The sequence below is a fragment of the Neobacillus vireti genome, from assembly GCF_001026695.1.
Lineage (GTDB): Bacteria > Bacillota > Bacilli > Bacillales > Cytobacillaceae > Neobacillus > Neobacillus vireti.
In genome coordinates, this window is record NZ_LDNB01000006.1 from 118,583 (window position 1) to 132,683 (window position 14,101).

Here is a 14,101-nt window from a genome sequence, read left to right on the forward strand (position 1 = left end):
GCAGCCTGCCAAGTAATAGATTGGCGGGCTGCTGATTTGCCATTTTTACGATTTATCAGAAGTTATTCTCAATTCTTCTTCAACCATTTGATCCAATCGGACAATCATTTTTATAGCCTTTTCTTTGTCTATTTTTCGATAATGATGCATTCCGCCTTGTTCCTCGTCTGACTCATCTGCTAATTTTACAATTTCCTGTAATGGTGTCCTTTTGATAAAACCTTCTGGCATATAAGAATCCGTATGAAATAAAATTGCTAACGCAATTTCTTTAGCGATAATTGGATTTTCACCTAATCTGATCAATAATTTATGGGCTCGTTCCGCCCCTTTTATCGCATGAATATCATTCTTCTTATATAAATCATAATCCCATTTTCCATTACTATACCAAGTATAATGACCCATATCGTGCAGCAGGGCTGCTTTGGTTGCCAAGTCAACAGATACGTTGTATTCTTTTGCTAATTTAAACGCGTGGTAGGCACAAGCGATTGCATGAGCAATTCCAGAACGACTAAGATATTTTTTCGCTATATGATGATTGAAAATTTGAATCAAGGTTACGTGTCTCATGTTAATCACCCCTATTAAAATTATTAGTTTGTATTATAAAACATTTGGTGTTGTTTTTGTAATAAGTTAAACGATTTAAATGTATTTCATGGCTGTAATCATCAGCAATCTGTAATTAGTGTATCAATGAATTTCAAATATGATCATAGTTAAAAAACACCATTTTAAAGCGGTAAATAAGCTAATAAGAGAAATAGAAAAATTATCTATTGATTTTCGAATGTATGCATTAAAATATAAAGGTGTACTTACAGATGCCTCTTTATTAAAACAAACAAAACAATCATGAACTTGCACTCCCAACCCAGGAATGAAAAAATATTTTTTTTAGAAGAAATAAGTAAATTAAATCCAGTGGGAATTATCGTTTTCACTATGTAATATGTTTTTCAGATTAAAACGGAGATAAAAATGATCACAGTAAGATACATAAACTAAACGAAATTTAATTTTGGCAGAGTTGGTGCGACATGAGATTATTAGCTTTAGAAAGATGTAAAGCGGGTTTAGAACTAGCAAAAACAATATATGATTCAAAAGGACACGTTTTATTAGCAAAAGGATATAAATTAACAGATACTGTAATAGAAAGATTGAAACAGTATGGTGTCTATACCGTATTTGTAAAGGATCAATACACAGAAGGATTAATTGACGATAACGATATTCCTTTCCAATTGAAACAAAAAGCGTTAAACGAAATCAAAACATCAATGGATTCCTTCACAGATAAAGGAATATTATCCGGAAGATTAAATCCCGACACGATAAAATCGTTTCAAAGTATTTGCAATAATATATTAGATGAATTGCAGAGTAATAAAAAAGCGTTGAACTTATTGACATCTGTCCAAATATTTGACAATCATTTATACAGTCATTCTTTTAATGTAATGGTCTACTCTTTACAGCTGGGACTTTATATGGGCTTAGATAGAAAGACCTTAGAAGTTTTAGGTTTAGGAGCTTTACTCCATGATATCGGTAAATTAGCCTTACCTGTTGAAGTATTAAACAAACCAGGAAAATTGACACTAGAAGAGTTTGAGTTAATTAAAACCCACACCACAGAGGGGTATGAGTTTTTACGCAAACAGTTTGGTATTCCTTTAGTTGTAGCCCACTGTGCGTTCCAACACCATGAGAAGATAGATGGTTCGGGTTATCCCAGGGGGATAACAGGAAAAGATATTCATCCTCTTGCAAAAATCATGGCGGTAGCGGATGTTTTTGATGCGGTAACGTCAAATCGTTCTTACCGCAAAGCCATGTTACCGCATAAGGGGTTAGAAATATTGTATGTCGGGGCAGGGAATCATTTTGAATTTAAGCTAGTTGAAAATTTCAGAAGGGCTGTCATCATGTATCCGATCGGGGTAACTGTGAAATTAAATAATGGGTATGTAGGGATTGTTGTAAAGAACAATGCGGGGTTACCGGAAAGACCTATTATCCGAGTGGTAGAAATAGAAGGACAAAGATTAGAAGACGAAAAAGTCTATGATGTGGATTTAAAAACAGCTTTAGCAGTAGAAATTATTGATTGTGACGCAATCATGTAGTTCGGTTAAGGCGCTCTTGCCAAATGGATCATGGAAAATGACTTTAAGCCAGTCGGAGGACATAAATGTCAATTCCGAAATCCGCAGTGGAATTTAATTGTCGATTGTGAAGTATTAATAGTGGACGAGCCTTATAAGCTATCTTACACATAGGTGGGTGGTCCGATTAACACTACAGTCACATGGACATTGAAGCACGAGGATGGGACAACCTACTTACATCTTGATCAAACAGGATTCGAGAAAGAAGATCAAGCGTTCAATGGTGCGAAATATGGTTGGGTGAAAATGGCCAGCGATCTTGAAAAAAGTGCTAGAGGAAAGGTAAGACCAAACCGCTGAAGCGAGTTTTTTTAGGATTAAGCTAACGTATTGAAAAATGCAAATGACTCAGTAGAGGACTGAGCCGTTTGCTTTTTTATCATATCAGAATTTATATCATTGAACTTTGAGAATTGTCCAGCTCCAGAGCCCTAGTAGCTAATGTCCTTCGCTCTCCGCCCTACGATAAGTCAACATCGGTTCGCTTGCGCTCACCGTGTTTCCTTTATCTCAGTTGGAGCGCTCCAGGCTATACGCTGGCCGCTGAACAGGGCGCTTGCGCTTTTCGTAGTACAAATATTGATACAAAACTACAATTAAATGAGTTGTCGATTCGAAAAAAAGCACAACAAATTCATTTGAAGTTATGCTAACCTGGCAATACTAGATTTAGAGAATGGAGAGGATATCAAGTATGAAAATAAATCAATTAATTGCAAATAATATAAACCGTTTAGATGCCGTCTTGCCGGAAGATCAATCATTAGGCATTGCTGGTTTATCTGGATCTGGAAAAACAACTTTTTGTCAAACCATTGGAGAAGAATCGAAAAAGCGTCTCGTTTCTTTATTGCCAAAGGCTGATTATCAGTATTTATTTCCTGAAATTATGGAAACAAATTTCAGTGCCATTAATATGGAAGAAATGCCTTTAGTACTGTTTCTTGGAAGATCATCGATTTCTTCTAATCCACGTTCAACAATTGGCACGCATACTGGCGTGTTTACAGAGATTCGTGTAAGACTCGCTAAAGAATATAATCTTTCTCCAGAAGTGTTTTCATTTAATAATGAATTAGGCTGGTGTCCTAAGTGTAAAGGCCGCGGCACTAACAGCAATGTTGAATGTTCTAAGTGTCATGGAAAGCGTTATAACGAGGAAACTCTGCAATATACAATCGATTTATTTGGTAAACCGCATAGTATAGCAGATATGAACAACTTAAATATGGAAACGATTCTTTCGCTTTCCGAAGACTTACATATTAGTGAAGAAAAACAACATATACTTAAAAACATTATCAGTATGAATATGGGTTACTTAACATTAAACAGAATTATGGGTACATTGTCTGGCGGAGAATTAACACGACTTTACCTCGCAGAATTCATGGCTGTAAGTGAAAATACCGTCATTATCATTGATGAAATATCAGTCGGTATTGATCACGAAACATTATTAAAAATTTTAGAACAAATTAAACAATTAGGCTATAAGAATCAAATTTGGCTTATTGACCATTCTGACACAGTGCTCGATACAACCGAGACCTGCGTATTCTTTGGACCTGGCAGTGGTAAATATGGCGGGAAAATCGTCGATGAATCACCGCGCCCAAAACCAGTAAACTCAGAACAAAATGAGGAAGAGCCAACCGATTACTATCAATTTCATGATTTATATTGCCGCAATATTCAAATGGCGGAAATTAAAATACCAAAAAATAGACTTGTAACCATAACCGGAGAGTCTGGATGTGGTAAATCAACGCTTGTCAACGAATGTATTGCCGAGGATTTTCAGAAGCGGTACAAAAAAGATAAACTCGTTATGGTTGGACAAGATCGAAACCAATCGATTACAAGTCGGTCAACCGTTGCGACCTTTCTTGATATTAAAAAGAAAATCACAAAATATAGTGAAGATATTGAGGATATTTTCGACCGCTCCATTGAAGATATCATTGCTGAACTTCCCAATGAAGATATCGCGCATAAACGTTTGAGCTTATTGATCAAACTTGGACTTGGTTATTTGACTTTAAATAGAAAAACGCAAACCTTATCGACTGGTGAATTTCAATGTGTGCATTTAGTCTCGGAACTGTTTGCCAATTCGAGAAATCCTCATACACTTTTCATTTTTGATGAACCTTCCAAAGGTTTATCACAAAATATTTTAAATCAATTTATTGATAGTATCCGAGGTATTCTACATGATGAATCCGTTTCAATCATGATGATTGAACATAATGCCTATATGATGGAAAACTCTGATTTCGTCGTTGATTTTGGTAGAAGAAAGAATGAACCTGTAACGCATCTTGATGTTGTTAGCCATCATGAATATTTTGAGACTAAAAATAGGGAAGATGTCGCTGCTCAAACATCTATTTCGTCTACTCTTAAATCACAACATGGCATTACGTATTTAAAAGAGAATCATATCGACTATTTTAAACATGCAGAAAATATCTATAAGGGCGGTATTTTAAAAAGCTTATCATCAATGGCCCGTTTGATTTATGGTGAATACAATTCTGATTCCATAGCCCCTGTCATTGCCATTGATCTTGAAAGACATTTGTATAGTCAATATAGTTTCCTTTATGAAATGGGTGGCGTGATTAACCATATTATAGCGTCGCATCCGACCAACAAAGACACGAGAAGCTTTGATTTTTATTCTGCGGACAATCATTGTCCATCATGCTCAGGACGTCTTAAGATTGGAATATTCGATAAAGAGCTTGTGATTCAAGACAAAAATCTACCATTCTGGGATGGCCTATTCCATCCAGAAGTAATGGAAGTATTAAAATTTTATCAATACCCAAAATTGGAATTTATATTTGAAGAACTAAAGAATGAGCTTGGGCATGACCTGACGAAAAGCTATAGTGAGATGTTAGAAGAAGAAAAGCATACATTTTGGTACGGCTATTTTGAAAAGTCATTTTATGATAAGAAAGGCAAAGCGCGCAGAACATGGGTAGGTTTTAATACCATCCTTGGTATGTATATGGTTGTGTCAAAATCAATTATTAAAGAGCAAATGAAAGCTTCTAAAGAAAAGATTACCTGTCCAATTTGTGAGGGTACTGTTTTAAATCACCATAAACCGCTTAAATTTGGAGACACAGATATTCGTGAAATAAACAATCAGCCGATTGACCAAGTATTGAAAATAGTAGGTGATATACCTGCACTCGTCAAACTGAAATCGATTGTAGGCGGCGATATGATTTTGACAGAAGATGTCTCTTTACTGCCTAGAAAAACACAAGTCGCTTTGAAAATGTTTGAATTAGAACAAGCAAGCTTTACAGGATATGAAATGGTATTACAAAATGTCTTACCATTCTGGGACATAATTAAAGACAATATCGAATCCATTAGCAGCAATAATCAAGTGACCATCTGTGATTTTCCAGCTATCAATGAAACAAGAGAAACGATCATCGATAAGTATTTCACAAATGGAAAATACAAAAAACTAACCTATGTTTATGAAGCATTTGGTTACAAAAAATTAGTTACCGAAATTAATAAAATTAAAAAAAGCCATCCATGTCCATTCTGTAAAGGAAAGAAAGTGATATCAGAAGATAATCTGCATGATGGCGTATTTAAATTAACCATTCCATGTGTAAGTTGTCTTGTGAGCGGCATCAATAATGAGGGCCTTAAGGAACTTGTTGAAGGCATTCCAGTAAAAACATGGGTAACTGGAACAGTAAATGATGTTGTTGATGAAAGCTTATATACAGAAGCTGTCGCAGATATTCCCATTTTCAATCGTATTCGTGAGTTAAATAAACGAGATATGATGGCGGTTTATCAATGCCTTGAGCAAAATAACTAAATTAGCATGATAAAAATAAGTTATGTTTTAACTTATTTTTGGAGAGACAACTAATCACCCCAGGGGGGACCTTGACTTGGAGGTCCCCATGTACTAAAACGGTACTGTCTGGGGAGGATTAACAATCTAGTGCCAATTCTAAAGTTTGTAATGTAACATAATTGTATGTTATGGTTTAGTTATGTAACATCGTTAATGTTGTAAACGAGCACAATATTCCAGATACTCTTTTTCACATTAATCTAGGAGAATCTGAAGTAGTGTGCTATTTTTTCAACTTAATTCAGATTGTGTAAAAGCTTAATCAAATGTAAGCAACAAAAAATCCCCACCTTTTTGATGATGGGGATCTGAAGATATATTATAAGTAATCTTCATCAGAAGATAAGTTCGTATCCATCTCAACGTTTGTTAAGTCTTTAACAATGTCATCATATACTTTGACTTGTAATGTTTCTTTATCTTTCATAAATTTGAAAATACCGTTATTAAAGTCAGTTCCAAATTCCTTAAAGAAAATCCCTTCGAATTCTATATCCTTTGTATACTTAAAGATTATACGGTAGTTATTGTTCTCTTTAACAAGATAAGCACGGACACCTTTTTCGAAATGTCTATCAGGATTTCTTAGATAACGGGAAACGGAAATGATGTGAAGATCAACAAATGGAATTTCACGTAATAACGAGTTAATAATCGACCCTTTAGCTATTTGTTCCCAACGACTTTGAGCAGTTTGGCCGAGTATGATCTGTGTAATGTTTTTTTCTCTGGCAACCTCTGCAATCACTTTTGAAATCGGTCTTTGTTCATTATCCTTAATAATAAATGCGTCAGCATTATGTTGGGCAGCTAATTGTTTCCATCTTGCAATATAGTTTGATTTTTCTGGGTCCAAATCATCAAATGGTTTAGGGTCTACCGTGAGGATGTATAGCGGACAATCCAGCATATTTGCAATTTTACAGCCTCGCTGAATGAGACGTTCACCGTTAGGTCCATAATATATACAGACGAGGATACTTTCGTCCATGCGCTCTTTGATTTTTTTCATCATTTGTTCACCTCGGAATGGCTGAGAACCCAATTTAATTCTCTCTTTAATAAACTATGTATGACTATAACCCATGGTATACAAACAGTCAATCTAATTAACAATAATGTACTTTTTTGTAATGTATAACAAAGGAGGGGTATGATGTCTTCTTGGTTTCACATAATGATTTTGATTCCATTTCTATTTGCAATAGCAGTACCATACATATATAAGCAATTGACACCGCGTATTCATACAGGATGGTTTGTCCTTTTTATTCCCGTGCTGATATTTGTCTATTTATTTGCCTTTATTCCCCAAATTTCTAAAGAGAATACTATCACAGCTACTGTACCGTGGATTCCGGCCTACAATATTAACTTCACGACGCATATTGATGGGCTAAGCTTGATATTCGGACTTTTGATTTCGGGAATTGGTGCACTAGTGATCCTTTATTCCATTTTCTATATGTCTAAACATCGTGAAGCCCTGCATAATTTCTATGTGTATTTGCTGTTGTTTATGGGAGCTATGCTTGGTCTAGTATTTTCTGATAATATTGTTGTTCTATATGTTTTTTGGGAAACAACAAGTGTATCTTCTTTCTTATTAATTGCCTACTGGTATGAACGTGAAAAATCACGATATGGCGCACAAAAATCGATGTTGATTACGATTTTTGGCGGGCTGGCGATGTTGGCAGGCTTCATCATGCTTTCTATGATTACGGATACGTATAGTATTCGAGAAATGGTAAGCAATGCAGCTGATATTCCATCGCATTCATTGTTTGTTCCCGCAATGATATTAATATTAATTGGAGCATTTACAAAGTCAGCTCAATTTCCATTTAGTATCTGGCTGCCAGATGCTATGGAGGCACCTACGCCAATAAGTGCTTATTTGCATTCGGCAACAATGGTAAAAGCAGGTATTTATTTAGTTGCCCGTCTGACTCCGATTTTCGGAGGGGCTGCTGAATGGTTTTGGCTTGTGTCAGGAGTAGGAATTATCACCTTATTATATGGGTCTGTCAATGCTGTAAGACAAACAGATCTTAAGGCTTTATTAGCATACTCAACCATTAGTCAATTAGGCTTAATCATGAGCCTTCTTGGTTTAGGTTCTGCATCCTTGTACTACGGCGTTGGTAATGATTCCTCTGTATATGCTGTGGCAATATTTGCAGCGATCTTCCATTTAGTTAATCATTCCACATTTAAAGGCTGTTTGTTTATGGTCGTTGGTATTATTGACCATGAGACGGGAACACGAGATATTCGGAGGTTAGGCGGTTTGATGCACCTTATGCCAATTTCCTTTACCCTGACAGTGATTGGAAGCTTTGCAATGGCTGGCCTTCCGCCATTTAATGGATTTTTAAGTAAAGAGATGTTTTTTACTGCCGTATTAAATGTATCAAATATGTCTGTGTTTAATGCAGACGCTATTGGCCTGGCTATACCGGTCATCGCATGGATTGCCAGTGTGTTTACTTTTGTTTATAGCATGATTCTTGTTTTTAAAACCTTTAGAGGGAAGAATAAACCTGAAAAATTAGGTAGGGACGTGCATGAGGCTCCGATAGGGATGTTAATTTCTCCACTTGTCCTTGGATCTCTTGTCATGGTTATTTTCTTCTTTCCAAATGTTCTTTCCGATTATTTATTAAATCCCGCTCTGCATGCAGTGTTGCCAACGCTCGCTGATGCAGGTGAATTAAATGTAAAAATAAGTGCTTGGCATGGGTGGAATACGGAGTTATTTATGACGTTGGGAGTCATCGGGCTGGGCGCATTGTTGTACATATATTTGAAAAAGTGGTATCGAATTTATCATTTATACCCAGACAATTTCACGTTAAATAATATGTATAATCTTGGATTGGAGAAAATGGAAAGTTCATCTAAGTTCATAACGGAACGGTATATGACGGGGTTCCTCCGCGATTATTTAGTCTACATATTTTCGTTTATCATCCTTGTTGTTGGCGGGGCGATGTGGTTGTTTGATGGCTTTTCCTTTGACCCCTCTAGTGATGCACCTGCCAATTTTTTTGAATTGGGGTTAATGTTTGCGATGATTATTACCGCAATAACCGTCCTGTTTTCAAAAACGAGGCTGACAGCCATTGTTGCAGTTGGAGCACTTGGATTTCTCGTTTCTTTTTTCTTTGTTCTATTTCGTGCTCCCGATTTGGCATTAACGCAACTGGTAGTTGAGACGGTTACAACGGCCCTGTTCCTATTATGCTTTTATCATTTGCCGCAAATGAAGAAGGAGATAAGTCGTGTACGATTTAAAGCGGTAAATGCTTTTATCTCTATCGGTGTTGGTGTGTTGGTTACAATCGTAGCATTAGCTGCAAACGGAAATCGCCTATTTGAATCGATTTCAAGTTTTTATGAAAACTCGTATGAACTGGCGGGTGCAAAAAATATTGTCAATGCAATCCTTGTTGATTTTAGAGGGTTTGATACAATGCTGGAGATTCTTGTGCTGACCGTTGCCGGTCTAGGGGTTTATACATTAATTAAGCTTAGACCAAGGAGGGATAGAAATGAAGGAGCCGAATGATGTCATCATACGAAGCGTTACAAAAGTTGCAGTCGTTATCATCTTTACGTTTGCCATTAACCTCTTTTTTTCTGGCCATCATTATCCCGGTGGTGGATTTATCGGCGGTCTGGCATTTGCATCAGCGATAATCCTCTTGTTTCTAACATTTGATATCGAAACGGTTCGTAAAAATATACCAGTAGATTTTAAAGTGTTGGCTGCTGTAGGTGTGTTGATTGCTGTTCTAACGGGAGTCGGTGCGATTCTTTTTGATGCCCCATTTTTAACACAGACGTTCGGTTATTTTAATCTTCCTATTTTCAGAAAAACGGAACTTGCAACGGCGGTGATTTTTGATATCGGGGTAGGGTTGGCCGTTATTGGAACCTCGATTACGATCATTATGAGTATAGGTGATGATCGATAATGGAAACGTTAATGTCTATCCTAGTTGGTATATTATTTGCAATTGGAACTTATTTGATTTTGACAAAAACCCTGCTAAGAATCATTTTGGGAACATCCATCCTTGGTCATGGCGTCAATTTACTGATTATCACGATGGGAGGATTAAAAAAAGGTGGCCCGCCGCTTCTTGGAATAAAGAATCTAACTTATGCTGATTCATTACCACAAGCCCTTTTATTAACAGCAATTGTGATAAATTTTGCAACAACAGCTCTTTTTTTAGTGCTGAGTTATCGTGCTTATAAAGTGTTGGGCACGGATGATACAGAGCAACTGAGAGGTACTGAGAATGAATAATTTGGTCATTTTGCCCATCATTATCCCAATTATCGCGGGAATGATAATGGTGATCTTTAGGGAAAATTTAATATTACAGAGATTTCTAAGTGTCTTTTCTACAATAGCTATTAGCGTTGCGACACTATTATTGATCATTCAAATTTCTTCAAAAGGAATTCAAACCCTTTATTTAGGCGGCTGGGAAGCTCCCTTTGGGGTTAGTATGGTGGCTGATATGTTTTCAGCTATATTGATTCTGGTAACAAGCATCGTTTCACTCTGCTGTTTATTATTTGCTTTTAACTCTATTGGAAGAGAGAGAGAATCGTACTACTTTTACCCGTTATTTTTGTTTCTGATCACAGGTGTTAATGGCTCCTTTCTCACGGGAGATATTTTTAATTTATTTGTATTCTTCGAGGTGATGTTAGTTGCCTCCTATGTATTGATTTCATTAGGCAGCACAAGAACTCAGCTCAGGGAATCAATTAAATATATATTGATTAACATCATCTCTTCCTTTCTTTTTCTTGTTGCTATCGCATTCCTTTATGCAATGACTGGCACCTTGAATTTTGCGCACCTTTCGCTTCGAGTAGCTGAGGTTGGACAAGAAGGCCTTATGACTACGGTTGCCCTTCTGTTTTTAATTGTTTTTAGTTTAAAGGCGGGCCTTTTTCTATTCTTTTGGCTGCCTGGATCCTACAGTGCCCCGCCAACAGCGATTTCGGCAATTTTTGCTGCTCTGTTAACAAAGGTGGGAATCTATGCGATTATGAGAGTTTTCACACTCGTCTTTTATCATCGGCCAGAGGTTACCCATTTATTTATAGGGATTTTGGCTGCGGTAACAATGCTATTAGGAGCAATTGGGGCCGTCGCATTTTGGGATATAAAAAGAATTTTGACTTATAACGTTATTGTAGGTGTTGGATTTATTTTAGCGGGAGTTGCCTCCTTTACAACTGAAGGGATGACGGGATCTCTTTACTATTTGATTCACGATATGATTATAAAAGCACTGATTTTCCTTTTAGGCGGAACAATCGTACACCTTACTGGAACGAGTAAGCTAAAAGAAATCAGCGGACTTATCCGATTACACCCGGGACTAGGCTGGATGTTTTTTATAGCAGCATTATCCTTGTCTGGCATTCCGCCGTTAAGCGGCTTTCTAGGGAAAATTTTCATATCAGAGGGCACTTTTAAAACAGGCTACTTTTGGTTGGGTGGAATTGGACTGATTACCAGCCTTATGGTCCTATATTCGATAATGAAAATATTTATTAATGGATTTTGGGGGCATACCGACTTAACAGAGGAGAAAGAAAAAGGGACAACGAAGGGATTATTGTTACCGATAGGAATCCTTACCATATTAACGATTGCGCTTGGATTAGGTACGGAAGGAATTCATGGTTACGTTGATATTGCAGTAGAGGGCTTAATGAATCCAAGCCAGTATATTGAAGCAGTCTTGGGCAGCAATCCTGCACAATAGATCAAAATTGTTATCTTGATACATGGAAAGGGGTGATACCAATGCCCATGCAAGTATTAGTGAATTTATTAATTGGTGTAATCTGGATGTTTCTTCAGGATGATTGGAGTGTATTAACATTCTTTAGTGGTTATCTATTTGGTTTATTGGTGCTATATATATTGCGTAGATATCTCCCTACTCAATTCTATTTGGTCACATTACTTGCTATCGTTCAACTTTTTTTCGTGTTTATTTATGAATTGTTTACATCAAGTATATTAGTGATTCGTCAGATTATTCGTCCAAAAATTAATATTACCCCAGGGATTTTCACTTTGGAAACTGAGTTAGAGGGAGATATGGAGGTTACATTACTCGCATTACTGCTAACCTTAACCCCTGGATCTGTAGTAGTAGAAGTATCTTCAAACAGCAAGAAGTTTTATATACATGCGTTGGATATCCCGGAATCCAGTAATGCAGTACTCCAATCAAAGGCTAAGTTTGAAAAAGCTATTAAGAAGGTGACTCGCTGATGATACAGGAAATTTTAATTTGTTCATTAATTTTTCTTAGTTTTGCTATTTTTGCTTCCATCTATCGTTTAGTAAAGGGGCCAACTGCTCCAGATAGAATTCAAGCGCTGGATGCCTTAGGGATTAATTTAATTTCGGGTGTTGCAATTTTCTCTGTTTTTTTAAGAAGTACTAGTTTTTTTGAAGTGATTTTATTAATTGGAATTCTTTCCTTTATTGGAACAATTGCCTTTGCGAGATATATTGAAAGAGGTGTGGTCATTGAGCGTAATAAATCAGAGTGAACACGTTGCTGTTTTGTTTATATTGATTGGAACAATCTTTAGCTTTTTGAGCGCAATTGGATTAATTCGTTTTCCTGATATTTATACCCGTTCTCATGCACTTTCAAAAGGGTCAACGATAGGCGTTCTGTTCACGCTTGTAGGAACCTTTCTTTTTTTCGCGTTAGAAGGATTTTTTAGTATTCGATTATTTTTGGGGATATTCTTTGTATTTCTCACTGCCCCTGTGGCCGCACATGTCATTGTTCGAGCTGCCTATCGCTCAAATGTCGCTCTCGCAAAGGAAAGTGTACAGGATGATTTGCAGGAAGCTATTAGGAATAATGGAAGGGATAAAAGTTAGAAAGGCATGCTGCCCTTCTAACTTTGATGAAATATTACCAGATTGATTGAATCCTGTCACTGTTTGTATTTTATCGAATTCCTCTGAACAATACTTGCGTGGTGCCTCCATTTGTATCATTTCCATCTGAAATTTTTGCAGCCGTCGTTTCTAACAGTCTTTGTTAAATCAGAAAGAAATAATCATTCCATCTTTACCGGCATATGTTCCCATCGTAGCTCCCATATAACTAATAATTACTGCTTTTGGGTGAAACTGCTCAATAAGTTCTTGTTTGATGGCCTCGGCGTCTTCTACATTTCCTGTGTGCGTGATTCCGAATGTTAGGTTAGAGAAATCAGTTCCTCTCTCCTGTATGATTTCTAGAACTCTCTTTTGGAACTTCTTTTTCCCTCGTATTTTCTCAAGAATTTCTACTTTCCCTCCGGAGACTCTTTCTAAAATCACCTTGATATTGAGAATTTTGGCAAGTGACCCTTGAAATTTACTTAATCGTCCGCCTTTGACGATATTTTCTAACGTGTCTAGAAGGACAAGGATATTCATTTTATCCCGATACACGATTAACTCTGCGACGATTTCTTCTATTGTATGTCCCTGACCGGCAAGTTCAGCCGCGCGGATAATCTGGAGACCATGCCCTAATGAGCCTGCTAAAGTATCAAATACTGTAACATTTGCATTGGATAATTCTTTTCCAATGCATGCTGATTGATAGGTACCACTAAGCCCAGAGGAGATGGTTAGGCAAAGAATATCAGTGTCTGGATTATCATATTTGGTAAACGCGTCTGCAAATGAGGCAGGGGAGGGCTGGGATGTCTTCGGGAGGACATCCGAAGAAAACATCTTTGTAAAAAATTCTTTTGGTGTAAGATCGACTTTTTCTAAATAATCGTGTTCCCCAATCGTAACTGTTAAGGGGACCAACGTGATGTCATATTGCTCTATTAATTCCTTAGGCAGATCAGCCGAACTGTCTGTAATGATCTTTATCATTGCCATTTCCACCTCTAGTTTTTATTTCAGTATAATTAAGTATAACATTTCTGGATTTTCATCGCA

13 protein-coding genes are annotated in these 14,101 nt (G+C 36.8%); 10 read left to right on the plus strand and 3 right to left on the minus strand.

The features are described 5' to 3' along the window. Window positions 1-45: 45 nt before the first annotated feature. On the minus strand, window positions 46-576 hold the full coding sequence (locus tag AA980_RS06795; RefSeq protein WP_024028397.1) for an HD domain-containing protein: 531 nt from the start codon (window positions 574-576) through the stop codon (window positions 46-48). Between the two features lie 470 nt (window positions 577-1,046). Here AA980_RS06795 and AA980_RS06800 point away from each other — a divergent pair, with 470 nt between their 5' ends. The 3 genes from AA980_RS06800 (at window position 1,047) to AA980_RS06810 (ending at window position 6,045) form a co-directional block, all read left to right on the plus strand. After that, window positions 1,047-2,138: an HD-GYP domain-containing protein gene (locus tag AA980_RS06800; protein WP_024028398.1), complete on the plus strand. Its 1,092-nt coding sequence runs from the start codon at window positions 1,047-1,049 to the stop codon at window positions 2,136-2,138. 153 nt (window positions 2,139-2,291) lie between these two features. Continuing rightward, the gene (locus tag AA980_RS28230) at window positions 2,292-2,480 is read left to right on the plus strand and encodes an SRPBCC domain-containing protein (RefSeq protein WP_024028399.1); all 189 of its coding nucleotides are present in this window, start codon (window positions 2,292-2,294) and stop codon (window positions 2,478-2,480) included. Window positions 2,481-2,874: 394 nt separating this feature from the next. Further along, a complete protein-coding gene (locus AA980_RS06810; RefSeq protein WP_024028400.1) occupies window positions 2,875-6,045 on the plus strand; it encodes an ATP-binding cassette domain-containing protein in 3,171 nt (1,056 codons plus the stop codon). Window positions 6,046-6,406: 361 nt separating this feature from the next. Here AA980_RS06810 and AA980_RS06815 read toward each other — a convergent pair whose 3' ends face one another. Beyond that, complete coding sequence (locus tag AA980_RS06815) at window positions 6,407-7,099, minus strand: universal stress protein (RefSeq protein WP_024028401.1); 693 nt, start codon at window positions 7,097-7,099, stop codon at window positions 6,407-6,409. Window positions 7,100-7,240: 141 nt separating this feature from the next. Here AA980_RS06815 and AA980_RS06820 point away from each other — a divergent pair, with 141 nt between their 5' ends. Genes AA980_RS06820 through mnhG form a run of 7 tightly spaced genes read left to right on the plus strand, consistent with a single transcriptional unit; the run spans window position 7,241 to window position 13,036 of the window. Beyond that, complete coding sequence (locus AA980_RS06820; protein ID WP_047771405.1) at window positions 7,241-9,661, plus strand: Na+/H+ antiporter subunit A; 2,421 nt, start codon at window positions 7,241-7,243, stop codon at window positions 9,659-9,661. After that, window positions 9,645-10,070 (plus strand): Na(+)/H(+) antiporter subunit B, encoded by a 426-nt coding sequence (locus tag AA980_RS06825; protein WP_024028403.1) that lies wholly within the window; start codon window positions 9,645-9,647, stop codon window positions 10,068-10,070. The genes AA980_RS06820 and AA980_RS06825 overlap by 17 nt, the downstream gene beginning before the upstream one ends. Continuing rightward, window positions 10,070-10,408 carry a Na(+)/H(+) antiporter subunit C gene (locus tag AA980_RS06830; protein WP_024028404.1) on the plus strand — a complete coding sequence of 113 codons (339 nt, stop codon included), beginning with the start codon at window positions 10,070-10,072 and terminating at the stop codon, window positions 10,406-10,408. Before AA980_RS06825 ends, AA980_RS06830 begins: the two co-directional genes overlap by 1 nt. Continuing rightward, window positions 10,401-11,891 (plus strand): Na+/H+ antiporter subunit D, encoded by a 1,491-nt coding sequence (locus AA980_RS06835; protein ID WP_024028405.1) that lies wholly within the window; start codon window positions 10,401-10,403, stop codon window positions 11,889-11,891. Before AA980_RS06830 ends, AA980_RS06835 begins: the two co-directional genes overlap by 8 nt. 41 nt (window positions 11,892-11,932) lie before the next feature. After that, a complete protein-coding gene (locus AA980_RS06840; protein WP_024028406.1) occupies window positions 11,933-12,409 on the plus strand; it encodes a Na+/H+ antiporter subunit E in 477 nt (158 codons plus the stop codon). Beyond that, window positions 12,409-12,693, plus strand: a complete 285-nt coding sequence (locus AA980_RS06845) for a Na(+)/H(+) antiporter subunit F1 (protein WP_024028407.1) — start codon at window positions 12,409-12,411, stop codon at window positions 12,691-12,693. The genes AA980_RS06840 and AA980_RS06845 overlap by 1 nt, the downstream gene beginning before the upstream one ends. Then, window positions 12,671-13,036, plus strand: coding sequence for a monovalent cation/H(+) antiporter subunit G (mnhG, locus tag AA980_RS06850; RefSeq protein ID WP_024028408.1), 366 nt, complete (start codon window positions 12,671-12,673; stop codon window positions 13,034-13,036). The genes AA980_RS06845 and mnhG overlap by 23 nt, the downstream gene beginning before the upstream one ends. Before the next feature lie 168 nt (window positions 13,037-13,204). Here mnhG and AA980_RS06855 read toward each other — a convergent pair whose 3' ends face one another. Then, on the minus strand, window positions 13,205-14,035 hold the full coding sequence (locus AA980_RS06855; protein WP_024028409.1) for a DegV family protein: 831 nt from the start codon (window positions 14,033-14,035) through the stop codon (window positions 13,205-13,207). Window positions 14,036-14,101 lie beyond the last annotated feature (66 nt).

Bases quoted from the DNA above. Each gene is read 5' to 3' on its own strand.
- AA980_RS06795 (WP_024028397.1), bottom strand. From the start codon at position 576: ATGAGACACGTAACCTTGATTCAAATTTTCAATCATCATATAGCGAAA.
- AA980_RS06800 (WP_024028398.1), top strand. From the start codon at position 1,047: ATGAGATTATTAGCTTTAGAAAGATGTAAAGCGGGTTTAGAACTAGCA.
- AA980_RS06810 (WP_024028400.1), top strand. From the start codon at position 2,875: ATGAAAATAAATCAATTAATTGCAAATAATATAAACCGTTTAGATGCC.
- AA980_RS06815 (WP_024028401.1), bottom strand. From the start codon at position 7,099: ATGAAAAAAATCAAAGAGCGCATGGACGAAAGTATCCTCGTCTGTATA.
- AA980_RS06820 (WP_047771405.1), top strand. From the start codon at position 7,241: ATGATGTCTTCTTGGTTTCACATAATGATTTTGATTCCATTTCTATTT.
- AA980_RS06825 (WP_024028403.1), top strand. From the start codon at position 9,645: ATGAAGGAGCCGAATGATGTCATCATACGAAGCGTTACAAAAGTTGCA.
- AA980_RS06830 (WP_024028404.1), top strand. From the start codon at position 10,070: ATGGAAACGTTAATGTCTATCCTAGTTGGTATATTATTTGCAATTGGA.
- AA980_RS06835 (WP_024028405.1), top strand. From the start codon at position 10,401: ATGAATAATTTGGTCATTTTGCCCATCATTATCCCAATTATCGCGGGA.
- AA980_RS06840 (WP_024028406.1), top strand. From the start codon at position 11,933: ATGCCCATGCAAGTATTAGTGAATTTATTAATTGGTGTAATCTGGATG.
- AA980_RS06845 (WP_024028407.1), top strand. From the start codon at position 12,409: ATGATACAGGAAATTTTAATTTGTTCATTAATTTTTCTTAGTTTTGCT.
- AA980_RS06855 (WP_024028409.1), bottom strand. From the start codon at position 14,035: ATGATAAAGATCATTACAGACAGTTCGGCTGATCTGCCTAAGGAATTA.